Here is a 25,918-nt window from a genome sequence, read left to right on the forward strand (position 1 = left end):
AAAATAAACCTGTCCCTTTTTGGCAGGTGGGAGGAGAGCGTATGATCAAGGCAGTGCTGTTTGATATGGACGGCGTGCTGGTCGATACCGAGTGGTTCTACAACCGTCGCCGCGTGGCGTTTATGGAGGAGAAGGGCTTCCACTTTGACGAGATTCCCGATCTTTCGGGGTCTAACGAGCCTGCCATTTGGGAGGCGCTGGTGCCCGACGATGTCGAGCTGCGCGAGCGCCTGCGCGTGGAGTACAGGCAGGTCTACAGCCCGGACCACCCCGTTCCGTATGCCGAGCTGCTCAACGAGCAGACGGAGCCGGTGATGCGCAAGCTGCACGAGCGCGGCGTGAAGTGTGCCATCGCGAGCTCGTCCTATCGCGAGCTCATCGACGAGCTGGTGGAGATTGCCGGTATCGCCGACGTTCTGGACTACACCATCAGCGGTCACGAGTGCAGTGCGTTTAAGCCCGACCCCGAGATCTATTTGCGCGCCATGGAGGCGCTGGGTGTTGAGCCGGCCGAGTGCCTGGTTATCGAGGACTCGCCTATGGGCATCGAGGCCGGCAAGCGCTCCGGCGCCCGAGTCCTGGCGCTGCGTCCGCACGAGGGCGTCAACCTGGACCAGTCCGCCGCCGACGTCGTCATCGACAACCTCGCCGACATTTTGACTGCTCTGTAGCGTCAGTTCGCCACGAGAAGTGCCAATTCACACGTCTTTTGCGGTGGATTGGCTCATTTTGGCTTCGATTGGGTCCATTCGGCTTCGACTCGAACTAAGTGAGTAGACTTTTTGGCGCAGGCCGAGCACAAAGCGCATCTGTCTTGGCAAAACCGCAGGTCGCAGAGGTGGCCGTTTTGGGTGTGCTCGGTGGGTCGCTAAAAGTCTACTCACTTAGAATTTGGCTCTTTGGTTGGGGAGCTGCTGGCTCGTTTTGGTTGTCGAGAGCGGGTGAATTGAGGCGCCTTATCGCGCTCCATGCTACAATCGCCGGCATGCCCCACAACTACATCTGCCTTCGAAAGGAGCCTACGTGGCGAACGCCATCGATCAGCTCACGGACCGAGTGCTCGTGCTCGGCCGCCTCACCATCGTCCGCCGCGCCATTACTGCCGTGGCGGTCACCATATCCGCCGTGCTGCAGACGTTTCTAATCCAGGCGTTCATTCAACCCGCCGACCTGCTTCCGAGCGGTCTTACCGGCGTCGCGGTCCTGCTCGATCGCGTTACCTCGCTGGGCGGCGTTCACATCGACATCTCGCTCGGTATGCTCGCGCTCAATATCCCCGTGGCGCTCCTATGCTGGAACGGCATCAGCAAGCGCTTCGTCATCTTCTCGATGATGCAGGTCGTTCTTTCGTCGCTGTTCCTCAATATCTTTCACTTCGCCCCGTTTTTGGGCGACAAGATCATGCTCATCATTTTTGGCGGCGTGGTCTCGGGTCTGGGCGCTGCCATCGCGCTAAAGTCCGGCGCATCTACCGGCGGCACCGACTTTATCGCGCTGTGGGTTTCCAACCACACGGGCAAGACCATCTGGGGCGTCATCTTTGGTTTTAACTGCTTTATCCTGGCAATCTTCGGTTTCATGTTTGGCTGGGACAACGCGGCGTACTCCATCGTGTTCCAGTTTATTTCGACCAAGACCATCGACAGCTTCTACCGCCGTTACGACCGCGTGACGCTGCAGATCACGACGCGCAAGGCAGATGAGGTCATGACTGCCTATGTCAATCACTTTCAGCACGGCATTAGCTGCGCCGAGGTTGTTGGCGGGTATAGCCGCGAAAGGATGTACCTGCTGCACACCGTTGTTTCGACCTACGAGAGCCAGGACATTATCAAGCTGGTGTGCGACGTTGATCCCGGCGCCGTGATCAACGTGTTCCACACGCTCAACTTTGTGGGCGGCTGGTGGGGTGGTCATGTCGACGAGCCCATGCCCACGGCCGTTCCCGATCCCGACAAGCCCGCACGCATGGCCAGCAGGCAGGCGCGCCTCAGCGAGCAGGACAGTCTGCAGCAGGACGACGGCAAGTAAGGATTTGCTGTATGTGGTGTATCGTTTTATCCAACTGAGGTAACATAAAACTAGACGTTATATACGTATTAGTTATTTCGATATTTTGATAAGAGTGATCAGATATGCCAGCACCCAAAAATGCACCGCTTTACCAGCAGATTTATGACGAAATCAAGGATGCGATCGAGAAAGGTGTTTATGCACCCAAGGAGCGTATCCCGTCCGAGCTCGAGCTTGCCGAGCAGTACGAGGTGAGCCGTATTACGGTGCGCCGAGCCGTCGAGGAGCTGTGCTCCGATGGCTACCTGGTTAAGCAGCAGGGCCGTGGCACCTTTGTCTCCACGCCGCACATCAATCGTCAGTTCCACGCCTCGACGCTGCAGACGTTTACTGCACTGTGTGCCGACAATGGCATGAAGGCCGGTGCGCATGTGGTCGATCGCCAGATTGTTCCGGCGCGTCAAAACGAGATGGAGTTCTTTGGCCTGCAGAAGGATGCGCTGCTGCTGCATATCAAGCGCGTGCGTACGGCCGACGGCGAGCCCATCTTTGAGGAGAACATCTTTGTGCCGTTTGACGCCTACCGTGAGCTGTTGACGGCCGATCTTGAGGACAAGTCGATTTTTGCCGAGGTCGAGCGTGTTGGCGGAACGCCGATCGTCTCGGTTGGCTACCGCACGGTCGAGGCCGTTCGAGCCAATGCCGAGCAGGCAGCCGAGCTGGGCATCGCTCCGCACGATCCGCTGCTCAACCTGCGTGCCGGCTTTACCGGTCCCAATGGCGAGCCGGTCCTGATGGGTAAGCAGTACTACGTGGGCAGCCGCTACGTCATGGTCATGTAGGGTTGGTTCCGCCGTTCTGACGAACGGCGGACCTGTCGACGCTGCAAACGCCCCTAAGCGGCAATCTGACGTTCAATCGTCGGTCGCGTACCAAAGTACGCTTCCCTCCTCTTTCACGTCACCTTGCTCGCTTAGGGGCGTTTTCGCTGACGTATGCTCAACCGGCGGGGTTTCCAAGAATGGTGCAAAGTAGGTAGTCATTGGGGACGTTCTTAAACGACTAGTCAAACAAGAACGTCCCCAATGACTACCTAAAGAAGGTTCCCAACGACTACCCACAGAATGAGCGTGGATAATCTCCCGTTTTTGGCTCAATGGCGGGTTCAAAGTGGGAGATTATCCACGCCCATCCGGAAAGTGTCCGAAAATCCACGCTCGTCCGCCTTGGATTGTGTTGCCCATCGTCGGCGGCCGTGCGGCACCGGTCCGCGTGGCGGCGTATAATCGGCGGCAGATGATTCTGACGTTAGGAAACCATGACCGATAGCATGCAGCAGATGGCGCTCGACACGCTCGGCGCCTATTTTGGCTACACCTCGTTTCGCCCGGGCCAGGACCGCATGGTCGATGCGATTCTTGCCGGTCGCGATGCGTTGGGCGTTATGCCCACAGGCGCCGGCAAGTCCATTTGCTACCAGGTGCCAGCGCTTATGCTGCCTGGCATCACCTTTGTGGTGAGCCCGCTGCTGTCGCTTATGGAGGACCAGACCCGTGCGTTGCTCGCGGCGGGTGCGCGACCCAGCTATCTCAACTCCAGCCTTACGCCGGCTCAGCAAAATACCGTGCTCAAGCGCGCTCGTGAGGGGCGCTACCAGCTTATGTACGTGGCGCCCGAGCGCCTGCTCGAGCCGCGCTTTTTAGCCTTTGCGCAGGAAGTCGCGGCCGAAGGCGGCATTGGCGTGCCGCTTGTGGCAATTGACGAGGCCCACTGCGTGAGCCAGTGGGGCCAGGATTTCCGCCCCGCCTACCTGCAGATTCGCGAGTTCATCGATTCCCTACCGCACCGCCCCATCGTGGCGGCCTTTACCGCCACGGCGACCGAGCGCGTGCGTACGGACATTCAGCAGATGCTCGGCCTGCAAAATCCCGCGACGGTGGTGATGGGCTTCGATCGCAAGAACCTCTACTTTGGCTGCGAGGAGATGGGCGACAAGGCCAAGACTGCCTGGGTGCGCGACTACGTGATTGCGCATTCGAGCGAGAGCGGCATCGTGTATTGCTCGACTCGCAAGACGGTTGATGCGCTGGCGGGCGACCTTGCCGAGGCGCTGGGCCCCAGCGGCATTCGCGTGGGCCGATACCATGCCGGCATGGGCAACGACGCCCGCCGCCAAAGCCAGCGCGCCTTTATCGACGACGACATTCAGGTGATGGTTGCCACCAACGCCTTTGGCATGGGCATCGACAAGCCCAACGTGCGCTACGTCATCCATAACAACGTGCCCGAGAGTATCGAGGCCTACTATCAGGAGGCGGGTCGCGCCGGCCGCGATGGCGATCCGGCCAGCTGCCACTTGCTGTGGAACGGCAACGATTTTCGCATGCGCCGCTTTTTGATCGACCGCGGCGATGCGGCCGATGAGGCGCTCGACGATGAGCAGCGCGCGTGGGCGCTCCAGAACCGTTACCGCCTGCTCAGCCAGATGGAGGGCTACTGCAATACCACCGGCTGCCTGCGCGAATACATGCTGCGCTACTTTGGCGACGAGGCCGCGGCCGAGCATGCGGCCGTAGGCGGTACCGTCACGGACAACGCCGAGGGCTGCGGCAACTGCAGCAACTGCCTCACGCAGTTCGAGGTCGAGGACGTCACCGATATGGCCCGCGCCGCCGTGCGCTATGTGGCCACGCGTCCCATGCGCTTTGGCAAATCGCTGGTCGCCGATGTGCTCCACGGCGGCAACACCGAGCGCATTCGCCAGATGCGTCTGGACGAGGACCGCGGCTACGGTGAGCTGTCGAGCGAATCGGTCGGGCGCATCAAGGATATCATCGGCCAGCTGTGCGGCCGCGGTTATTTGGCCACCTCGCAGGGGCAGTACCCAGTCGTGGGGCTGGGCCCGCGTGCCGGCGAGGTCGAGGACGAGGCGTTCGCCTTTACCGTTAAGCGTCGCGCGTCCAAGCGCAAGGTCTCGGCCCGCGCCCGCCGTGCGGTGGATCTGCTGCGCGAGGAGGCCGAGCTGGATCAGCGCCCGCGCGTGGGCGACGACGCCGAGCTGTTCGAGCGCCTGCGCGCCCTGCGCAAGGAGATCTCGACCGAGCTGGAGATGGCACCGTACATGGTCTTCTCCGACAAGGCCCTGCGCGGCCTGTGCCGCCTACGCCCACAGACGCGCGATGAGCTTATCCAGGTCAACGGCATCGGCGAGAAAAAGGCCGATGCCTTTGGCGGGCAGTTTATGGCGGCGATTGAAGAGTTTGAGTCCGAGCATGCGCGGGATGGAGCGTAAGGGTGGCAACTGACGATAAAACCGAGTGCGCGGACGTCTCCGCCGTGCCGCTGTACCAGCAGGTTATGGACGACCTGAAGGGCGAGATCGCGCGCGGCGTGTACGCAGCCGGCTCGCGCATTCCTTCCGAGATGGAGCTCGCGAAGTCCTATGGCGTGGGACGCGTCACCGTGCGCCGTGCCATCGAGGAGCTGTCGCGCGCGGGGTATCTCAACCGCCAGCAGGGGAGGGGCACCTTTGTGTGCGCGCCCAAACTCAAACGCAAGATTCGCCAGAAAGGCGACGTCCAGGGCTTTACCGAGGGCTGCGCCGCCAACGACATGGTGGCCGGAGCGCGCCTGGTGTCGCGCACGGTGGTCGCGGCGACGCGCGAGGATGCGGCGTTTTTTGGCGTGGAGCCCGGCTGCGAGCTTATCGTGGTCGAGCGCGTGCGCACGGCCGACGGCGTGCCAGTCATGCTCGAGAACAACGCCTTTGTGCTCGCTGACCATCCCTACCTGCAGACGCTGGCCGACGAGGACCTCACCGATAACTCAATCTTTGCGCTCGTTGCGGAGCATTCGGGCCGCGCGCCGCTCAAGTCCGACCCCTGCACCGTGGAGATTGCGCTTGCCGATGCCCAGGCTGCCCCGCTGCTGGAGGTTCCGGTCGGCGAGCCGCTTTTCTATATGGAGGCATACTTTACCGACGCCGGCGGGTGCCCTCTACTGCTCGGTCGCCAAAAGATCGTGGGCTCGCGCTACGTGTTCGACATCTAACGTCCACAGATAGAACAACATAGAACAAATTTGCCGAGATGACTTCACGGGCGTTGTTACACGTGCTATAAATAGAACAACATAGAACGACCGCAGGTACGAGCTGTCGTCGTCCAAAGCCGCCACACAAGGAGGAGCGTCATCGTGAACGCACACGATCTGATTCAGGAAATTATCGAGCGCAAGGGCAAGCTCGAGAATGTCTTTTGGATCGCCTGCGGTGGTTCGATGATCGACCTGATGCCGGCCAACGAGCTGCTCAAGCGCGAGGCCACCACGTTTGCCTCGACGGTCTACACTGCGCGCGAGTTTTGCCTGATGGCCCCCAAGAGCCTGGGATCGAAGTCGCTCGTTATTGCCTGCAGCCACAGCGGCAACACGCAGGAGGTCGTCGACGGTTGCGAGATGGCGCTGGCCGCCGGCGCCGAGGTCGTGGCCATGACCGACTGCGAGGGCTCCAAGATCGACAACGGCAAGTGGACCACCTGGGTCTACCCCTGGGGCGAGGGCGTGTTACAGGCCGAGGTCCCGCAGGGCATCGGCGTTCTGATGGCTGCCGAGCTGCTCGACCAGCAGGAAGGCTACGAGGCACTCGCCGACATGTACGAGGGCCTCAAGCAGATGGATGCGTTGCTGCCCGCCGCCCGCGAGAAGGTCAACGCCGAGCTGGGCGCCCGCTTTGCCGAGCTCTGCCAACAGCACAAGTTCTTCTATATCCTGGGCTCCGGCCCCAACTTTAGCCAGACCTACGCCATGGCAATTTGCTCGCTCATGGAGATGCAGTGGCAGCACTGCTGCTACATCCACTCCGGCGAGTACTTCCACGGCCCGTTCGAGGCCACCGAGCCCGGCGTGTTCTACTTTGTGCAGCTCGGATCGGGCGAGTGTCGCCCCATGGAGGAGCGTGCGCTTGCGTTCCTTAACACGCATACCGATACGGTCATGGTGCTCGATGCGCTCGAGTACGGCGTGGGCGAGGTGCCCGCCAGCGTGCGTTCGTACCTGGAGCCGATTTTCTTCTACGCGATGAGCTGTGAGCTGCGCGCCGCCCGCGGCAAGGTGTTCGACCACAGCCCCGAGGTTCGTCGCTACATGGGCATCGAGCAGTACTAAGTACCGGGAATTATCTTTTTTGACGGGGCCTGCGCCACGCGCGGGCCCCGTTTTGCGTTGTGGCGGCTGGATCCGTGTTTGCGCGAAAACGAAGGTGAATACTTTTCCGCGAAGTGAACGACCTATTTTGGACCCCCGAAGCATCGACACTTTTTGACCCCAAAACTGCAGGAAAAACTCGGCGAAACCGCAGGAAACGGCGTCTGAAAAGTGTCGATGCTTCGGGGGCTCGTTTTTGCTCGTTCACTTCGCGGAAAAGTATTCACCTTCGATTCGCAAACGTGTTGCATGAGCAAAAAAGCGGGCCGCGCCGGTAGTATTCCGGCGCGGCCCGCTTAGATTCGCAAGGTTGCGGTAGCCAGCGGTCTACTTGGCGTCGTAGGCCTCGGCATCCCACCAGTCGAGCTGGGCGATGTTGTCGCGAATGTGCTGGCAGCTCTTGTGGAAGCCCTCGAGCTCGTGCTCGGACAGGTCGAGTGTGTAGACCTCCTCGACGCCCTCGGCGCCGATCACGCACGGCAGGGAGGTGAAGATGCCTTCCTCGCCATACTGGCCGGTCATAAGCGTAGATGCCGAAAGCACGGCGTGCTCGTTGTGCAGCACGGCGGCGCAGACGCGCGCGGCGGAGTTGGCGACGGCGTACTCGGTGCATTGCTTGCCGGCGTAGGTCACATAGCCGCCCTTGCGCGCGAGCTCTTCGACCTCCATGTGGTCGAAGGCGTACTTGTCGGGGTTCTCGGCCTGAAGCTCGGTGAGGCTCTTGCCGGCGATAGTCGCGGCCTTAAAGGCGGCCAGTTGGCTAAAGCCGTGCTCGCCGATCATGTAGGCGTCAATGGACTTGGGGCTCACACCGATCTTCTTGGAGATCTCGGTGCGCAGACGGGCGGAGTCCAGGCCGCAGCCCGAGCCGATGATCTTCTTGGGATCGTAGCCGGTCAGGTGCCACAGCTCGGTGCACACGACGTCGCAGGGGTTGGAGATACTCACGAAGATGCCGTCAAAGCCGGCGTCGACGATGCGCTTGGCAAAGGAGCGGGCGGCGTCGGTGGTAAAGAACAGCTCGCCGTCGCGGCTACCGGCGGCCAGCGCGACCTTGCCGGCGGCGTTGACGATGACGTCGCAGCAGGCCAGCTCCTCGTAGTGGTCGTAGCAATTGACGATCTTGGTGTTATACGGGACAAACGAAAGGGAGTCGCGCAGGTCCTGGACCTCGGACGTCACCTTGGCCTCGTTGATATCGCACAGGTACAGCTCGTCGGCAATGCCCTGCATAAGCAGGCTGTTAGCGACATGTGCTCCTACGTGGCCCTGGCCGACCACACCGATCTTACGCGTCTGGTACATATATGTATCCTTTCGGCCGAGTTTTTCGCGTCGAACCATTGTAGCGTCCTGGCGTCACTTTGCTAGACTAAAGTGCCGTAGATTTTTGGGACATGCCTTAATCTTTACTTTTGGAGTGTTTTGGGCCGCTGACGGCATCGCTGGGCGATGTGCTCGCGCGGATGGGGTCGCTCGTTGTACCATAGCTGCAACTGACTCGTTAGGAGCTTCCATGCCCATTCGCATTCCCGACGCCCTCCCTGCCGCCGCGCAGCTCGAGAGCGAGAACATCTTTGTCATGACCGAGTACCGCGCGCTGCATCAGGACATCCGTCCGCTGCGCGTGCTCATCCTCAACCTCATGCCCACCAAGATCGCCACCGAGACGCAGATCATGCGCAAGCTCTCCAACACGCCGCTGCAGGTGGAGGTGGACCTGCTGCGCACCAAAACGCACGAGGCCACGCACGTGAGCGCCGGCCACCTGGAGACGTTCTACCGCACGTTCGACGACATCCGCGACATCCACTACGACGGCCTGATTATCACGGGCGCGCCCGTGGAGCAGATGCCGTTCGAGGAGGTCGACTACTGGCCCGAGCTCTGCCAGATCATGGATTGGTCCACCACGCACGTGCACTCTACGCTGCACATTTGTTGGGGCGCGCAGGCCGGTCTGTACCATCATTACGGTATCCAGAAGTACGATCTGCCGGCAAAGGCAAGCGGCGTGTTCGAGCATTATCTGGTGAAGCCGCAAAGCCCGCTGGTCCGCGGCTTCGACGACCGTTTCTATGCCGTGCATTCGCGCAACACCGACGTGCGCCGCGAGGACGTGGAGGCCGAGCCGCAGCTCGAGGTCGTGGCCGTGTCCGACGAGGTGGGCCTGTACATTGTCAAGTCGACCGACAGCCGTCGCTTCTTTGTTTTTGGCCATCCCGAGTACGATACCGACACACTGCGCCTGGAGTACGAGCGCGACGTGAAGCGCGGTCTCAACCCCCAGGTGCCGGCGCATTACTTCCCGAACGACGACCCCACCGCCGAGCCGCGCAACGTCTGGCGCAGCCAGGCTCAGCTGCTCTACACCAACTGGCTCAACTACTACGTCTACCAGACCACGCCCTACGACCTAGCCCGCGCCGGCGAGGACCACTAGGCCGCTGTCGTGGCTGTGGCTGCGGCGGTTACCGTGGCCGCTACGCGACGAGCGTGGATAATCGGACGCATGTTGAATGAGCGTGGATAATCTCCCACTTTTGGTCGAGGAACAGGCCCAAAGTGGGAGATTTTCCACGCTCGATTTTTCTGCGGCTGTCGTAGGCGGCAGCACCACGCGTCGAGTGTTTACGGACAGCATCGCAAACTAGGTGGTTTCGAGCCACAGCATATTTTCTTTTAAGGAAATCGACGGCTTTTGAGGCATAAAGATGTGGAGACAGGGACCTCTGGACAACCGCTCTACCTGCAGATATAGAGCATTGGCCTAAAACGTCCAAAACCGTCAAGCATTTGGTCAGCTGCTGGACAGCATTTGGTCAGACTTCGCATGAAACCGTCTGGTACGTTGGCGCCGTTCCAAGAGTTTGGAGGCGACATGGCAAACATGACGGCGAATCAAAGACTTGCAGGTCACATTAAGGCATGCGAACAGCAGATGAGCTGCGTGTACGCGCGAACTGCGGCGGAGGCAAAGCAGATTGAGCGACGGGTGGCGGCGGGAAGTCTAGAGGCGGTCATGCCAGGGCTGTATGCGCGTCCGGAATATTGGTCCGAACTCAAGTTTCGACAGCGTTATCTGCATCGGGTGCGGGCCCTTGCGCAAAAGCATCCCGACTGGACGTTTTGCTCCTATACGGCGGCTGTTATCTATGGCCTTTCGGTTTCGCATGCCGATTTGACGCACATCCATATCGCCGTGGCACCGGCACAATCAACGACGCCGGGCTCTCAGGTCGTTCGCCATCGTTATGTTCGTCAAACACGGGCCACCCAGATGGACATTGCCGTGACCGATATCGATCAAACGATTACGGATTGCCTGGTCGATGCATCGTTTGTCGAGGGACTGATCATTGCGGACTCGGCGCTTCATGAGCAGCTGTTGTCGAAGGAGCATCTCGTTGAGGCAGTCAACAAGCTTGGCTTAAGTCGTCGCGGTGTTGTGACGGCGCGCAGGGTTGCAAGGTATGCCGATGGCCTGTCGGAAAGCGGTGGCGAGTCCAAGGCGCGCGCCCTGATGATCGAGCGCGGCTGGCAGACGCCGGAGCTGCAAATTGAGCTGTTCGACCCGGTTGAGCCGGGACGGTCGTATCGCGTCGACTACTTGTGGCGCGTGGAAGATCGGCTGATCATCGGGGAATTTGACGGATTCGTTAAAAGCGAGAAGGCAGCGGAGGAGGGCAAGCTCGCAAAGGCGCAGTTTGATGAGCGCCAGCGCGAGTCGAGGCTTTCGCTGCTTGATAACTGCAGGATCGTGCGCTTGTGCTGGGATGATCTGAGGGATCCGGCAAAGCTCGATCGCAAGCTCAAAGTTGCCGGCGTGCCGCGTGCATGTTGAGGCGGTTGCGGGGCGTTAAGCTGCACGAGCGCGGATAATCGGACACACGAGCGCGGAAATCTGGACGCGCGTTGATTGAGCGTGGATTTTCAGACATACGAGCGTGGATTATCGGACGTTTGAATAATGAGCGTGGATAATCTCCCGTTTTTTGCCCCCGAACAGTCCCAAAGTGGGAGTTTTTCCACGCTTATCTTGCGGGTGCGATACAACGACATTTAGGCGCTGACGATGTTGGGCAGCGGCAGGTCGTGGACGTCGGTGGGGACGTGGTCGATGCGCTGTTCGTCAAAGGCGATGCCGACGATTTGACATGCGGGCGAGAGCATGGACAGGTAACGGTCGTAGCAGCCGCCGCCGTAGCCCAGGCGCGCGCCGGTTTGGTCGAAGGCCACGAGCGGCACAACAATCATGTCGAGTGCTTCGGCAGGCACGATGGGGAAGCGGTTGCTGGCGATGTCCGCGGCAGCGAAGGCTCGCGTGGGATGAGTGATAAACGGAGCCGCGGACGCATCGTCGGCGGCAACTGCCCGCATGCACATACGCTGGCCACAAGCTGCGGCTTCGGCTGCCGAGAGCATGCACGGATAGGCTGCGCGCCAGCCGCGCGCGGCGGCCGCAGCGGCAAACGCGGCAGGGTCTGCCTCGGAACCCATCGCGGCATAGACGGCAACGGTGCGCGGCGCCGCGGCATCCAAGCGGCCCAGCAGCTCAACCAGCCGTGCACAGATATCAGCAGACTTCGCTGCCCGCAAGTCCAAATCAAGAGCATCGCGCCGAGCAATCACCGCCCGCCGCAACTCAGCCTTATCCATTCCAGCCCCCTCTCCCAAACCTACCAAAAAGGGACAGGTTTATTTTGGCAGGTTTTATCTGGGCAAATGTCGAAACCACCACAAAGGTGCCTGTCCCCTTTGTGGTGGTTTTGCTTGCTGTGGCTAGCCCAGCAGGTCGACTACGTTGAAGTTGGCGTTGCTCTTGGCGATGACGTCGCGGCCGCCAAAGACGCAGGTGGGCGACTCGGCTGCGATGCGCGTCACGTCGGCGCCGAGCGAGCGCAGCTCACCGGGCGTGGCGGCGAGCATCTGGGCGCGACGCTCCTCGCGCGCATGCGGATCGAGCCCGGCCAGGTAGGTCGTGTTGCGGCGCTTGGTGAGCGCGTACGGCTTCACCGGCGCGTCCATGCCGCTCACGCAGCTCACGATAAAGCCCTCAAAGGCGGCTTCGTCGGGCTCAAAGCTGCCAAGCCATGCACCCGCGCGCTCCACGCGCTCAATCGAAGGATCGATCGCCGGGTCGCGGTAGGTGTAGAACGCCGCCTGACGCTCACCTGCCGCGCGGAATCCGCAGCCGTACGCCCCGCCCTTCACGCGGATCTCGTTCCACAGGTAGTCGTAGGAGAGCGCGTTGGCAGCCACGGCCCAAGTGCCTGTCACGTCAATGCCCAGGCGACGCGGGTCACACGCACTTGCCGCAAAGCAGATGTCGCTGGGGATCACGAAAGCCTCGTGGCGGTCGCACGGCGCCGGCACCACGAGCGCGTCGCGGCCGGCACCATCGCCCGCACCCAGCCCCAGGTTGCCCGCGGCATCCCAGTACGCGTCAAAGTCCTCATCGCTGCCGGTAAAGCTCGCCATGCAGCCATCGGCCACAAAGATGCGGCCTGCCAGCTCGGCAAGCTTGGCGCGCAGGTCGTCCAGGCGCTCGTCAAAGTGGTCGAGCAGATCGCGCAGGAACAGGTAGAAGTCCACGCCCGAAAGCTGCTCGCGCACCACGGCCGAAGGCGAGCTGTAGCTCATCGCGCGACCGAGCGCCGCCGAGTGACCGTTGTTGATAAAGCCCTGCTCAAGCCCAATGCGAATCTGCGTGAGCACGTCGCGCACGCGGTCGGCGTCGGCATCTGCCAAAAGCGTGCTCGACCATACCTCGCGCGGCAGACTCGCCAGTGCATTAATCTTCTCGGACAGGGCGCCGGCGCTCACCAGCAGGTAGGGGCGCACGCCGTCCACGTCGGGCTGGGTCATGACTTCGGTCGTAAAGCTCAAAAAGCCCAGCTTGCCAGCGAGCAAGTTGTCGAGTTCCTCGGCCGAGTGCTCGCGCGTGGACAGCTGCTTAAGCAGGCGGCAGAGCAGCGTCACATAGGGCAGGTCCTCAAACGCGACGCAGCTCAGGTCGAAATACTGCATGGCGTAGGCCAGGCGGTTGGTAGGGATGTCGTGGCGCAGACAGGGGATGGGCGCGGTCGTGTCCACGACCAGTGACGGTTCGGGGCGCGCCTCGCCAATGTCGGACACGCGCAGGCGCGGCAGCGTGGCCTTGTCCTCGGGCGTGTCCTCGGCTTCCTGCGCGGCACGCAGCGCGGCCGTGCGCTCGACCACGTCGGCCAGCTCGGAATCGGTCATGGCGTCGCGCTTGGCTGCCAGCTCGATGGCCTCGGCACCCTCCGAACCCTCGGCGGCGTCCACCGGCACCAGCTCGACGAGCGCCATGTGATCGTTCTGCAGCACCAGCTCGCGCAGCAGGTCCTCAAAATAGCTGCCGTCCAGCTCGCCTCGCAGCTCCTCGTACACCGGGCCGTACTTGAGTGCCAGCGTCGCGGCGTCGTCATCGTAGAGCCAGGTGCTCAGCGCGTCGCACGCAATGGCCACGCCGTCGGCGATGCCGTAGTCGCGCTGGCGCAGATCGTATTCGTTGCTGCTGATGATGGCTTCCAGGCGCTCGCGCGGAACGCCGTGCTCGCACAGGTCGCGGCAGGCGTTCTGGAACATGCGACGCAGCTCGCGCGCCACGCCGGGCTGCGCGTTTTGCAGCATGATGAGCTCGTAGGGCTGCAGGCTCTCGGCCGCGGTGTAGCTCACCACGTTGCCGCCCAGGCCGGCGGCCAGAATGGCCTTCTTAACCGGTGCTTCGTTGGAGCCCAGCAGTGCCTCAAACAGGATATCCGCCGCGATCGTGCGCTTGCGGTCGAGCGCGCTGCCCAACACAAGGCCCAGGCCCACCAGGGCGTTCTCGGGTGTAGTGGCCATCTCGACGTGCTTGTACTCGCAGGTCACGGGCGCCTGCACGCCCAGCGGATTGGGCGCCAGCGCGGACGGGTCCTCGCCGGCGGCAACGGCTGCGTCCATGCGGCGGCTTGCGGCACTCGGCTGCGACAGATAGCGCTCGTCCAAAAAGGCCAGTGCGCGGTCCACGTCCAGGTCGCCGTAGAGTGTGATGTAGGAGTTGGAAGGATTGTAGTGGCGCGCATGCGTGTCCAGGAACTGCTCGTAGGTGAGCGCGGGAATCGCGCGCGGGTCGCCGCCGCTTTCGTGCGCATAGGCGGTGTCGGGATAGAGCGCGGCGTTGACGGCGTCGTCCAGCACGCTCATGGGGTCGGACAGCGCGCCCTTCATCTCGTTGAACACCACGCCGTTATAGCGCAGCGTGCCCTCGCGCAGGCTCGCGGAGCTGCTGTCGCCTTCGCCCTCGGCGCTCTCCGGCAGGTCCAGCTCGTAGTGCCAGCCCTCCTGCTCAAAAATGGTGGGCTTGGTATAGATGGCCGGGTTGAACACCGCGTCCAGGTACACGTCCATCAGGTTGTACAGGTCCTGCTCGTTGGTGGTGGCAACGGGGTAGATGGTCTTGTCGGGGTAGGTCATGGCGTTGAGAAACGTCTGCATGGAGCTCTTGATCAGGTCGACAAACGGCTCCTTGACGGGAAACTTGGCCGACCCGCACAGTACCGAGTGCTCAAGAATATGGAACACGCCGGTGGAATCGGCCGGCGGCGTCTTAAAGCCAATGGCAAAGGCCTTGTTCTCGTCATCGCATGCCAGGTACAGCAGGCGAGCGCCCGAGGCGGTGTGGCGCAGCACATAGGCGTCCGAGTCGAGCTCGGGCACGGTCTCGCAGCGCTCGACGGCAAAGCCGTGGCAGGTAGTGCCGGGCACTAGCAGCGCGGCGGCAGCGGCGCGCGGGTCGGTTGAGGTGGTGGGCATATGCAGTCTCCTTTGACGCCCCAGCGGGGGCGAATCGAGTCGAATCCCCGAGAGTATACCCATATGGGGCCTTCGACCAATCTGCCGCACGAGCGTGGATTTTCGGACACACGAGCGTGGATTTCCGGACGCATGCCGAATGAGCGTGGATTTTCGGACGAAATCGGCCGCCAAAAGCCCAAAAACCGTCCAAATATCCACTCTCGATATCCGACCGTTCATAATCCACGCTCATCCGCCGCCCGCACATCTCTCATATCTCATTCGTCTCAAATACGAGAGATAACAGAAAGATGAGAGATAAATATGAGAGATAACTGAGCAGCAGAGAGACAAGCAATCATGGAATTATCTCAATACTGATTGTTTTACCAGTAAAAACATGTTTATATGAAACAGATGGCAGACATCTTATCTTTCATCTCTCGCTCATCTCTAATATGAGAGATAACAGAAAGATGAGAGATAATTACGAGAGATAACTGAGGGACGAAGGAAATCTATTCGCGGCATTCTTCGCAGAACCGAGCGAAAGGACGTGCAGGTGAACGAAAACGAACTGACCGGTTTGCTCGAGTCTTTAAGGCGCATGGGCTCGGACGATCTTAACGTCGAAGTGAAGGAGAGCGCCACGACGCTTTCCCACGACGTATGGGAAACGGTCAGCGCTTTCGCAAACACCGCCGGCGGCATCATCGTACTCGGAGTGAGCGAGCGCGCGGGTTTTGTCCCAGTTGCAAACTTTGAGACCGAGAAAGTGCTCAACCAATTCGTGGCGGGCATGGGCGATGCCGGCGGTCGCGGAAAGCTGGCCAATCCGCCCAAATACACCATTGAGCGCGTGGAGCTCCAGGGCACCGTGGTTCTGGTCATCACGATTGAGGAGCTCGACCCGTCGAGCAAGCCTTGCTATGTCATAGAGCGGGGCGCTCAAGGTGGCAGCTACAAACGCATCGATGACAAAGATGTCCCGCTTTCGTCGACCGAGGTTTTGGCACTGTCGTCATATGAACGGACGAGTCCTAGCGATCGCGATGCGGTGCCCGGCACGAGTGTGGGCGATCTCGACGAGTCGCTGGTCGACCGCACGATAGAGCGTGCCTATTCGTTGACGCCTCGAGCGATGCGCGGTGCGGCGGACAAGAAGACAAAGATGGAGCGTCTGAATTTCCTCGACTTCCAGGGCAATGTTACCAAGGCCGGCCTCCTTGCCGCGGGCGTTTACCCTCAGCAGTTCTATCCCAAGCTCTTCATTGATGTGGCTGTCCACGTGGGAGCTCAAAAGGGAGCTGTGGGGTCGCTGAGGTTCATGGACCGCACAATCTGTGAGGGAACGTTGGGCGAGATGATCTCGGATGCCGTCGCAGCTGTCGCCAAAAACCTGCGCCGCATCTCGACCGTCCAAGGCATCTCGCGTATCGACTCGCTGGAGATTCCCGAGGAGGTTCTGCGCGAGGCAGTCGCCAACGCGGTTATCCACAGGGAATACGGGGATCGGTTCTGTGGACAATCGATTGCCGTCGACGTTTTTGACGACCGCATCGAGGTGACGAATCCCGGCGGCCTTTATGGAGGGAAGACTCGCGAGAACTTGTTTGACGGCAGCTCCCGATGCCGTAATGCAACGCTCGTGAAACTCATGTCGATTGTTCCACTGCCGGATGGCGCAGGCTCGCCGGCTGAGGGAAATGGCTCGGGCATCCCGATGATGATCGATGCCATGCGCGCGCATGGTCTGGTAGAGCCCCTGTTCTGCCCGGGGTTCGATCGGTTCAAGGTCGTACTTTACCGTTCAAAGATCGAGCCGGTCGATCATGGCGGGGACTTGATTATGACGGCACTCAAACACTACGGCGAGCTGGGGACGCGCGAGCTGGCAGAGCACACAGGGCTCACAATTTCCCAGGTTAGGTCGCGCGTCAACGCGCTCATTGCTCAAGGCGAGCTTGAGCCCACGGCGCCGGCGACGAGCCGCAACCGCAAGTATCGACTGTCGGAGCGCGTGGGATAGATGCGTTAGTGGACGAGGCGACCCAATAATCGACCCTCGATTGGCGTCCATTAAGGTAAAGCGGTTTTTGCCCAGTCGACGGTGATGCTAAAGACTCGGCTTACGCCGGCATGGCCCCGAACCCGTCTATCAAGAACAGCCTAAGAACCAGCTTGATGACATTTCCCGGTTTGACTTCTGCCGCGTCAAAGACGTGGCATTCGGCGAGCTCGCTGCAGTATGCATAGATGTCGCGGATAAGGTCCGCGCCCGAGAGCGTAAACATGTAGCCTGCATCCGAAAGCGCATTGGGCGCGGCAGGCAACTTGGCCATGTGACAGAACGTTTGCAGGTCGGGCGCCATAACGTTCTGGTAGTCGAGGTGGCCGTTGGCATCCTGCGCGGCAAGCTCCAATTGGCGCACAAAATCCAGCGCCGCCGCTAACACAAAGCTCGGCGTAGGCGCATTGACGTCCTGAGTGGTCGCCACAAGCCTGCCCGCCGCCTGCGTGACAAGCCAGGCGACCTCGCGCTGGCAACGCACAGCCTTGCGCGTAACCGGCTTGATGGACGAAGAAGAAACGCTTCCCTTAGGCGGATTCGAAGCAGCCATAAGGCCCTCCCATGAACGACCCGGTCCAACAAGCCCGGATGAAACACGTGCTACATCAGTATACAGGGAAGTGGGGTAGCGGGGTACAAGCGCACCAGCGGCAAACCGAGAACATCAACGATGTGCCGATCGCGGAATGAGATCTCGTAATAATTGACTCTCGGCCATATTATTGAGGGGCATGACTCGCGTTCGTATGGTTGTAGGTGCTGGCGATGAACGACATTGACCTTGCTGTTCCGTTGATGGATGGACCAAGCTATGACCGCGCCTGCAGTCTCGTGCCTTCCGAATACGTTGAGGCATGGGAGTGGTTTCTGGGTGAGGAACAGCGCGGCGGCGTTTGGACCAGCCTTCCGCACCACACCAAGGAAGATAGCCCTCAGTATCAGTATCGTTTGAGAATTGGCTCGGACTTCTTTCCCGTAACGCGGGATTCAGGGATCTTCTGGCCGGGCCAGGATCGGGTGAAGCAAGATCCCAATAAGATCTTTGCACTTTCGGTCCATAACTCTAAAAAGAGCTTCTACACCGATGTGCCTCCGCTCTATTTGGACGATGGTACGTGGGTCATTAAGTACTCGGTTCAAGCGCCGGGTACCGTTGGTTTTCGAGACCAGAACTACAATCGCAAAATGCTCAACTGCATGGAATGTGGCGTTCCAGTCGGAGTCATATTTGCAAACGAGGTGGGCTATAAGGTGCTCGGCCTTGCGTTTGTTGAACGGTTTGAGCCCGAAAACGGCTGGTTTGTTCTGCATGGTCCCGTTCATAAAGGCGGACCGGACCCTCGTTTTGCGCCCGATATGAGTTATCTGAAGCACATGCCCGTCGATATTGAGTTTGCCGGACAGGGTGCGACCGACGACGAAAAGGTCCGCTATGCGTTAAGGCGCGAGCGATTGGGGCAGCAATGGTTCCGCAAGCAGCTCGTTGCCGCCTATGACGGCCGTTGTGCGGTGTCGGACTGCGGCGTCGGCGAAGCCCTGGAGGCTGCACATATCGAGAATTACTCGGGACCCAAATCGCAGGTTGCCAGCAACGGCATTCTGCTTCGGCGCGACCTTCATTCCCTATTTGATGCTCACCTGATTTCGTTTGAGCCTGTTTGCGGCGAATATCGGCTGTGCGGATCGTACCTGCTGGATAAGACCGACTACGCTTCCTTTGCGGGTGCGACGCTAAGGCAGCCGAATGAGCGTCAGTGGCGACCCAATACGGTGTTTCTTGAGGCCCATCGCATCGAGTTCGATCGCTCGGAAAAGAAGCGTGAAAAGGCGGGGCTTCTGCCGTATTAGCGTATTTGGCTTTGGCATTCTTTGACGATCGTGTTGTTTGATCGGATCGCGTGGCGATGCAATCTCGCGCCCGCCCGCCGGTGCATGCTCTTCCTGATTTGTATAGCGAGAGGGGAGCGTGTATGAGCTGGCGAGGCGATGTCGTGATGGGGAAGTACGGAAAACTGCCGCGTGCCCTTATCGACAACAATATGTTTCCGGGCGTAGAGGTTGATTGCGGGTCGTTTGCTGTAGCCTGTCCTTGCTGCGGCTCGCAAATACCGTGTCTCGACATTCGGTTCATCGATGAGCGCGACAGACTCAGCGACGAAGTGAGAAAACGGACAGGTGTTCATATGCCGGTGTATCCGGAGAAATGCCCTGTTTGTGGCCTCGATATCGTGTACGACGCCGGCGACGAGGGATAGGTGATGCGGAGAAGCTGGCTGTGAAAGCCTCTCCGCCCCTACAAATAAATCCCCTCACCGAGCTGCTTGTGGAACTCGGCGTGATGGTCGCGTGTCCAGGTAAAGAGTGCCTGGTCAAAGTCGGTACGCGTGGCCGGGACGCCAAAGACGCCGGCAACTTCGACGCGCACAAACTCCAGTGCCGGCAGCTTGTTGATGGCAGTGAGGGCAAACGGGGACGAGGGCTCCTCGAACAGATAGCGGCTGCCTTGCAGCGCGTCGCAACTGGTGCACGTGTTGCCGAGTGACGGGGCTTTGGAGGCTCGCGCGCCTACGGGCTTGTAGCCGCAGCGCTTATGAAGGTAGTCGCGGATCTCGCCCGGCACGCAGCCAAGAGCGGGCACGATGGCGAGTGCGTTGGCGTTGGCCGTGTCGATGGCAATGTGCCCGGCTTCGTTGGGCGCGTGCGCGATGGCGATGCTCTTGTCGTTATCGGTTCGATAGGGAATGCCGAAGGCCGCGACCGAGGTCTCTTTGTGACACTTCCAGCACTCGCGCTTGCCCAGTACTAGATATATATACGGCGCCGAGGGGTCGGATCGGTCAACACCGGGCAGCCACTCGGCAAAGGGCTCGGGGTTGACGCCGCTGGGTACATACCAGATCTTCTTGGTCCGGTCCCATTTGGCGCCCAGCGCCTTGGCTTCTTCTTTGTGTGAAAAGGGGACATCGAGCTCGGTGCGCATGGCGGCTCCTTGGTGCTGCAGGTGCAAGTGGCTCAAGGATACCGCAGGGCGCAGACATCGTGGCGTTTTGCCGAGAAGTTGCGGTGCGGATGGGTTCGAGACGCGTTGGTCTCGGCCTCGGTGGCTATTGGGGCGGTTTTGATTGACTGCGGAGTCAGCCGGGATAGGCACTTGGGTCGCTGACGCGGTTTTGTACATGGGCAGGGTAGTTGTTTGGGCGGTTGGAGCAGTTTGCGGCGCAGTTTTGTGCCTGGCTATTGTTGATGTTGGGGTATTGAATTTGTTTGGCTGCCATTCGTCAGGTGAATTGATGCTACGTTGCGATGACGGTTGGGGCTGCCAGCTGATTTGGCGACATAAAACAAAACAGCCCAGAGACATAGCCTCTGAGCTGCGAACATTTGGTGGGCGTTAGAAGATTTGAACTTCTGACCTCTTCCGTGTCAGGGAAGCGCTCTCCCCCTGAGCTAAACGCCCGATCAAGGGTGCGCAAGTGCGCAAGGGATAATATAACGGAGCCTGAACGCGGTGGCAAGAACATTTTTGAAAATCGCTTACATTGTGGAATTCGGGGGCTTTGTCATATCCATTTCAAAAGAGCCTGCTGCCGCGATTTAGCTGTCGCATAATGCAAGGCCATTGCGGTATCGAGCTATGGAAAGACGCCTGCGGAATTGTCCTACCGATAAGCGGACAAGCCTCAGCTGGTGCCTTCGCCGTGGTAAGGTAAGCCGAATTGCTTCCAGACTGTTTCGGGGGAGTGGAATGAGCAAAGAGTGTGTCGAGCAGGTCGAAGGCGCAGGGGCTTCGGTGCCGATGACCGATATATCGAACATTGATGTGCCCGAGGGCACCGACGAGCTCAGCCGCAACACTCGTCGCGCATGGCGCGACCGCCTGAACAGCGCTTCGACGCGCAAGATGATCACGGGCGTCTTGGCTACGCTGGTGGGCGGTTCGTTTTGGGGCTTCTCGGGCACCAGCGCGAGCTTTCTGTTCGATACCTACCACGTCGACACCTTGTGGCTTATGAGCGTGCGTCAGATTCTCGCCGGTCTACTCTTTATGGCCGTGGTTGTTACGCGCGACCGCGAGCGCCTGATTAAGCTCTGGACCACACCCGCCGATCGCAAGCAGCTGCTGCTCTTTACCGCCTTTGGCCTGCTGTTCAATCAGTTTTGCTATCTTTCGGCCGTGCGTCTGACGAACGCCGGAACCGCGACGGTGCTCCAGTGCCTGCAGCTCGTTATCATCATGGGCTACACCTGCGTGACCGATCGCCGCATGCCGCGTACTCGCGAAGTCATCGGCATTGGCCTGGCTCTGGGTGGAACCTTTTTAATCGCCACCGGCGGCGACCCCACCAGCCTGAATATCTCGCCGCTTGGCCTGGCAGCAGGTCTTATGTGTGCGGTCAGCGCTACATGCATGGCGGTGATTCCCGCCAAGATTCTGCCCGAATACGGCAGCCCCATCGTCACGGGCTCGGCAATGCTCACGGCGGGCGTGGTCTCGTGCGTCTTCGTGCAGCCCTGGGCGCATATGCCGGCGCTCGACGCTGCCGGCATCGAGGCGCTCGCGGTGTTCGTGGTTATCGGCTCGTTTTTTGCTTACATGCTTTATATGCAGGGCGTTAAGGACATCGGCTCGGTGCGTGCGAGCCTCATCGGAACTGTGGAGCCGGTTTCGGCGACCATCACCAGCGCTCTCATGCTGGGCACGGTGTTTTTGCCGACCGACCTTATCGGCTTTGCCATGATCATCGTGATGATGTTCCTCACGGTGTAGCTGGCGCCGCCGCCAAGGCAGAAAAGGTGTTGTGCCGCATTTTCGCCAATTGATGTCCGTGTCTGGAGTTTAGCTGTCGATGCTCAAAATGCCATAAACTAGTAACGTTATGGACTTTTTCATTGCGACTCAATTGCGAGGATTTCTTTATGGCTGGTAATCACTTTAAGGGCAGCGATAGCGGCCGTCCTGCAGTTCCGCCGCGTCCGAACGGGGCTGGTAAGGCCGGCACGCCGGGCGGCGCTGGACAGGGCGGTTCCGGTAAGCGCGTGTCCCCGGGCGAGACGGCGATGTTTACCGCTCTGTACGAGCAGTCTCAAAAGGCAAAAAAGACCGGCCGTGCAAGAGGGAATGTCTTTGCGGGCGGTGCAACCTCCGTGTCGCAGCCGAGCGGGGCTTCTTCGGTACCTGCGAACAACGCAGGTGCTGCCAACGCCGCGAATGCCGCCGGCAACGTTAATGCCGGCAAGGCCGCCAACAATACTCCCTCTGCCGGTGGCGCGGGGCTTACGGGTAACCTCGGCACGATCTACACCGGTGCCTCCGAGACTGGCACGTTCGCCCGCCTGGATGATAGCGGTGCCGAGTTTGCGGGCTCGGGTTCCAAGGAAGATTATTACGATTTTGGCTTGAACTACGGTAGCGACGCTTCGTCGAGTTCGACCTCTGACGGTCTGGTCCGTCATCGCCATCGCAAGGGCGAGCGCAAAAAGCGTCACACCGGCGCCATTATTGCCGCTGTAGTCGCGGTGCTTCTCGTTGCGCTTGGCGCAAGCGGCTTTATGCTGCTTAACTCGGCAAAGACCGTAAAGAGCGAAGCAAAGGAGGCTGTCGAGATCGTCGGTGGCCTTAAGGACAAGGTCACGTCGGGCGATTTTTCGACGCTGCCTGACGACGCGAAGAAGATTGATGAGCTCTGCGACAGCATGAAGGCGGAGACCTCGAGCCCGCTGTGGACGGCGGCTTCGTTTATTCCGGTGTATGGCAGCGACATCAATGCGGCCCGCACCATGATCGACGCCCTGTCCGATGTCTCGAGCAACGCGCTGGTTCCCATGGCCGACAACCTTTCGCAGGCCACGCCCGGCAAGCTGTTCCAGGACGGCATGATTAACGTGTCCGCGCTGCAGGCCGTTGCCGATTCGCTTTCCGATAGCTCCAAGGTGTTCAAGAGCGCCAACGAGAAGGTCCAGGGCATTGGCGATACTCATATTTCCCAGGTGACCGAGCTGGTCGATAAGGCCAAGGACGGCTTTGCCACCCTCAACGGCGCGGTTGACGCGGCGGAGAAGGTCGCTCCCGTCCTTCCCCAGATGCTCGGCGCCAACGGCCAGACGCGCAACTACCTTATGTACGCCATGAACAACGTCGAGATTCGTGCTTGCGGCGGCTTTGGCGGTTCGCAGGGCCTGATTTCGGTCACCGACGGCCAGATGTCGATTGGCGAGTTTGTTCCCCGCATTGGACTCAGCGAGGATGAGGCGGTCGAGAGCGTCGACGAAGAGGATGAGGCGCTGTTCGGCAACCACAGTAACCTGTACAACTCGGGCAATACCTATTCGCCTGATTGGCCCCGCAACTCGCAGCGTGTCGCAGCCCTGTGGAAATCTCAATATGGCCAGGACGTTGACGGCGTCGTGGGTATCGACCCGGTGTTCCTGCAGTATCTGCTGGGCCTGGTCGGTAACGTGTCGCTGCCCGACGGAACGGTTGTCGACGGCACCAACGCCGCAAAGGTCCTCATGCACGATGTGTACTGGAACTATCCGGTCGAGGAGTCGGACGGCATCTTTGCATCCGTCGCCAGCGCTGCCTTCGACAAGATCCTTGGCGGTATCGGCGATGTCGATGTTACGAAGCTTGTCAGCGCCGTTGAGCGCGGTGCCGAAGAGGGCCGCCTGATCGCGTGGATGAAAAACGATGACGAGCAGAACGCTATCAAGGAGATGAACATCGACGCCTCGCTGCCCGATCCGGATGACCCGAGTGAAGATCCCGTTGCTGGTGTCTACTTTAACAACCTGAGCTTCTCCAAGCTCGACTGGTACCTGAATGCCGATACGCAGATTGGCCAGGGCATCAAGAACGGTGACGGCACATGCTCGTATCGCATCACCGTTACCCTGACGAACATCATGACGCAGGAGGAGGCCGGCAAGCTGCCCGACTACGTCGCGGCGAGCGCGCCCGATGCCGCGCGCGACGACGAGCGTCTGAATGTCTCGTTGTTTGCCCCGACGGGCGGCATCATTACTGATCTGACCGTCGAGGGCACCCAGTTTGGTCTTGGCGCCGCTACGTGGCATGGAATCCCCTTCTATTCGGGCACCGTTGACCTGCATGCTGGCGAGACGACGACGATCACATATACGCTGACCACGTCAGCCGAGGCGGGGGACAAGCCGCTTACGCTGCGTCAGACTCCTACATGCCAGGCGGCTCGCGACAGCGCGTCGGCGTAGGGTTTTTCTGGTAGCGCAGATAATCGAGTACCATTTTGGGGCGGACAGGCAATCTGTTCGCCCCTATTTTGTAAGGAGAGCGCATGAAGTACTTTGGCACCGACGGCTTTCGCGGTGAGGCTAACGTTGGGCTGACGGTAGAGCACGCTTATAAGATTGGCCGTTTTGTGGGCTGGTATTACGGCGCCAACCGCGAGCGCAAGGCGCGCGTCATCGTGGGTAAGGACACGCGTCGCTCGAGTTATATGTTCGAGGCGGCGCTGGTGAGTGGCCTGGTCGCGAGCGGTGCGGACGCCTATATGCTGCACGTGATCCCCACGCCGGGTGTAGCGCATCAGACCGTGGAAGGCTGCTTCGATTGCGGCATCATGATCAGCGCGAGCCACAACCCGTTTTGCGATAACGGCATTAAGCTCGTCAATAGCGACGGTTTTAAGATGGACGAGGACGTACTGGAGCTCATCGAGGACTACGTCGATGGCAAGAGCGAGGTGCCACTGGCCACGGGCAACCACATCGGCGCCACGGTGGACTACATGCAGGGCCGCAACCGCTACATTGCCTCGCTCATCGCCAGCGCGAACTTTTCGCTGCAGGGCGTCAAGATCGGCATCGACTGCGCCAACGGCTCGGCGTCCTCGGTGGCCAAGCCGGTGTTCGACGCGCTGGGCGCCGACGTGCGCGTGATCAATGCCGCGCCTGATGGTTTTAACATCAACGTCGACTGCGGCTCCACGCATATGGAGCGTCTGCAGCGCCACGTGGTGGAGCAGGGCCTGGACGTGGGCTTTGCCTATGACGGCGATGCCGACCGCTGCCTGGCCGTGGACGAGCGCGGCCGCGTGGTCGATGGCGACCAGATCCTGTACGTGTGCGGCGTGTACCTGAACAAGCACGGTCGCCTTTCGGGCGGTACCGTGGTTCCGACGATTGCCGGCAACTTTGGCCTGATCAAGTCGTTGGAGCTTGCCGGCCTAAGTGCCGTGACCAGCGGTGTGGGCGACCGTCACGTGTATGCCAAGATGCGCGAGGGCGGTTACAGCCTAGGCGGCGAGCAGACGGGCCATACGATCTTTGGCGATATCGAGCGCACGGGCGACGGCATTATGACCTCGCTGCGCGTGATGGAAGTGATCCGCGCCGAGCGCGAGACGCTCTCGCAGCTCACGGCTCCGTGCAAGCTGCTACCGCAGGCGCGGGTGGCCGTGCGCGTGGCGGACAAGGACGCCGCGCTCGAGAACATGGGCGTGCAGAACGCCATCGCCGAGGCCGAGGCTGCGCTGGCAGGCGAGGGCCGCGTGCTCGTGCGCAAGAGCGGAACCGAGTCGGTTATCCGCGTGCTGGCCGAGGCGCCCGACCAAGCATCCGCCGATGCCGCCATGAAGCGCATCGCCAACGCACTCGAGGCTCTGTAGTTACGCGGCTTTACCAAACCGCGTAACTGCTCGACGCTGCAAACGCCCCTAAGCGGCAATCTGACGTTCAATTTCAAGGGCGCGACCAGAAGGTCAGCGCCCTTTCATTTAAAGGCTTTAGCCTGTGCGGGGCGCGCAGCGCGCCGCATCAGAAACCACCCGCTATGCGGGTGGGGACAACCGG

Annotated in this window: 19 protein-coding genes and 1 tRNA gene; 14 read left to right on the forward strand and 6 right to left on the reverse strand. The window is 60.4% G+C overall.

Annotated elements, in window-relative coordinates:
* The first annotated feature begins 41 nt into the window (after positions 1–41).
* The 6 genes from ACRX4W_RS06310 (at position 42) to ACRX4W_RS06335 (ending at position 7,176) form a co-directional block, all read left to right on the forward strand.
* A complete protein-coding gene (locus ACRX4W_RS06310) occupies positions 42–671 on the forward strand; it encodes an HAD family hydrolase (RefSeq protein WP_432299655.1) in 630 nt (209 codons plus the stop codon).
* Between the two features lie 352 nt (positions 672–1,023).
* Positions 1,024–2,031 carry a YitT family protein gene (locus tag ACRX4W_RS06315; RefSeq protein ID WP_432299657.1) on the forward strand — a complete coding sequence of 336 codons (1,008 nt, stop codon included), beginning with the start codon at positions 1,024–1,026 and terminating at the stop codon, positions 2,029–2,031.
* 104 nt (positions 2,032–2,135) lie between these two features.
* On the forward strand, positions 2,136–2,855 hold the full coding sequence (locus tag ACRX4W_RS06320; RefSeq protein ID WP_055252132.1) for a GntR family transcriptional regulator: 720 nt from the start codon (positions 2,136–2,138) through the stop codon (positions 2,853–2,855).
* Positions 2,856–3,331: 476 nt separating this feature from the next.
* The gene (locus ACRX4W_RS06325) at positions 3,332–5,305 is read left to right on the forward strand and encodes a RecQ family ATP-dependent DNA helicase (RefSeq protein WP_432299659.1); all 1,974 of its coding nucleotides are present in this window, start codon (positions 3,332–3,334) and stop codon (positions 5,303–5,305) included.
* Between the two features lie 2 nt (positions 5,306–5,307).
* Positions 5,308–6,063, forward strand: coding sequence for a GntR family transcriptional regulator (locus tag ACRX4W_RS06330; protein WP_432299661.1), 756 nt, complete (start codon positions 5,308–5,310; stop codon positions 6,061–6,063).
* A 144-nt stretch (positions 6,064–6,207) separates the two neighbouring features.
* Positions 6,208–7,176: an SIS domain-containing protein gene (locus ACRX4W_RS06335; RefSeq protein ID WP_432299663.1), complete on the forward strand. Its 969-nt coding sequence runs from the start codon at positions 6,208–6,210 to the stop codon at positions 7,174–7,176.
* A gap of 366 nt (positions 7,177–7,542) precedes the next feature.
* Here ACRX4W_RS06335 and ACRX4W_RS06340 read toward each other — a convergent pair whose 3' ends face one another.
* Positions 7,543–8,520 carry an L-lactate dehydrogenase gene (locus tag ACRX4W_RS06340; RefSeq protein ID WP_432299664.1) on the reverse strand — a complete coding sequence of 326 codons (978 nt, stop codon included), beginning with the start codon at positions 8,518–8,520 and terminating at the stop codon, positions 7,543–7,545.
* Between the two features lie 211 nt (positions 8,521–8,731).
* On the opposite strand from ACRX4W_RS06340, the gene metA reads away from it, so the two are divergent.
* Together metA and ACRX4W_RS06350 are read left to right on the forward strand one after the other, a co-directional pair.
* Positions 8,732–9,658 carry a homoserine O-acetyltransferase MetA gene (gene metA / locus ACRX4W_RS06345; RefSeq protein ID WP_432299666.1) on the forward strand — a complete coding sequence of 309 codons (927 nt, stop codon included), beginning with the start codon at positions 8,732–8,734 and terminating at the stop codon, positions 9,656–9,658.
* Positions 9,659–10,096: 438 nt separating this feature from the next.
* Entirely contained in the window at positions 10,097–11,059 is a 963-nt protein-coding gene (locus ACRX4W_RS06350; RefSeq protein ID WP_432299668.1) for a hypothetical protein, read from the forward strand.
* Between the two features lie 218 nt (positions 11,060–11,277).
* On the opposite strand, the gene ACRX4W_RS06355 is transcribed toward ACRX4W_RS06350, so the two are convergent.
* Both ACRX4W_RS06355 and ACRX4W_RS06360 read right to left on the reverse strand, forming a co-directional pair.
* Positions 11,278–11,874 carry a 5-formyltetrahydrofolate cyclo-ligase gene (locus ACRX4W_RS06355; protein WP_432299669.1) on the reverse strand — a complete coding sequence of 199 codons (597 nt, stop codon included), beginning with the start codon at positions 11,872–11,874 and terminating at the stop codon, positions 11,278–11,280.
* Positions 11,875–11,997: 123 nt separating this feature from the next.
* Positions 11,998–15,036: an insulinase family protein gene (locus tag ACRX4W_RS06360; RefSeq protein ID WP_432299671.1), complete on the reverse strand. Its 3,039-nt coding sequence runs from the start codon at positions 15,034–15,036 to the stop codon at positions 11,998–12,000.
* A gap of 544 nt (positions 15,037–15,580) precedes the next feature.
* Between ACRX4W_RS06360 and ACRX4W_RS06365 the strand changes: the two genes are divergently transcribed.
* Positions 15,581–17,047, forward strand: a complete 1,467-nt coding sequence (locus tag ACRX4W_RS06365; RefSeq protein WP_432299672.1) for an ATP-binding protein — start codon at positions 15,581–15,583, stop codon at positions 17,045–17,047.
* Positions 17,048–17,147: 100 nt separating this feature from the next.
* On the opposite strand, the gene ACRX4W_RS06370 is transcribed toward ACRX4W_RS06365, so the two are convergent.
* Positions 17,148–17,639, reverse strand: a complete 492-nt coding sequence (locus ACRX4W_RS06370; RefSeq protein ID WP_432299674.1) for a hypothetical protein — start codon at positions 17,637–17,639, stop codon at positions 17,148–17,150.
* Between the two features lie 215 nt (positions 17,640–17,854).
* Between ACRX4W_RS06370 and ACRX4W_RS06375 the strand changes: the two genes are divergently transcribed.
* Together ACRX4W_RS06375 and ACRX4W_RS06380 are read left to right on the forward strand one after the other, a co-directional pair.
* Complete coding sequence (locus ACRX4W_RS06375) at positions 17,855–18,937, forward strand: HNH endonuclease (RefSeq protein WP_432299676.1); 1,083 nt, start codon at positions 17,855–17,857, stop codon at positions 18,935–18,937.
* Positions 18,938–19,059: 122 nt separating this feature from the next.
* Entirely contained in the window at positions 19,060–19,344 is a 285-nt protein-coding gene (locus ACRX4W_RS06380) for a hypothetical protein (protein WP_432299677.1), read from the forward strand.
* Positions 19,345–19,382: 38 nt separating this feature from the next.
* Here ACRX4W_RS06380 and ACRX4W_RS06385 read toward each other — a convergent pair whose 3' ends face one another.
* Entirely contained in the window at positions 19,383–20,069 is a 687-nt protein-coding gene (locus tag ACRX4W_RS06385) for a DUF5710 domain-containing protein (protein WP_432299679.1), read from the reverse strand.
* Between the two features lie 402 nt (positions 20,070–20,471).
* Positions 20,472–20,546, reverse strand: a tRNA-Val gene (locus ACRX4W_RS06390).
* 288 nt (positions 20,547–20,834) lie between these two features.
* Between ACRX4W_RS06390 and ACRX4W_RS06395 the strand changes: the two genes are divergently transcribed.
* The 3 genes from ACRX4W_RS06395 to glmM all read left to right on the forward strand — a co-directional run bounded on the left by ACRX4W_RS06395 (position 20,835) and on the right by glmM (position 25,734).
* Entirely contained in the window at positions 20,835–21,857 is a 1,023-nt protein-coding gene (locus tag ACRX4W_RS06395) for a DMT family transporter (protein WP_432299680.1), read from the forward strand.
* 149 nt (positions 21,858–22,006) lie between these two features.
* Entirely contained in the window at positions 22,007–24,319 is a 2,313-nt protein-coding gene (locus ACRX4W_RS06400) for a DUF4012 domain-containing protein (RefSeq protein WP_432299681.1), read from the forward strand.
* An 83-nt stretch (positions 24,320–24,402) separates the two neighbouring features.
* Positions 24,403–25,734, forward strand: a complete 1,332-nt coding sequence (gene glmM / locus ACRX4W_RS06405; RefSeq protein WP_089572722.1) for a phosphoglucosamine mutase — start codon at positions 24,403–24,405, stop codon at positions 25,732–25,734.
* Positions 25,735–25,918: the final 184 nt, after the last annotated feature.

This window comes from Collinsella aerofaciens (assembly GCF_964283865.1).
Classification (GTDB): domain Bacteria; phylum Actinomycetota; class Coriobacteriia; order Coriobacteriales; family Coriobacteriaceae; genus Collinsella.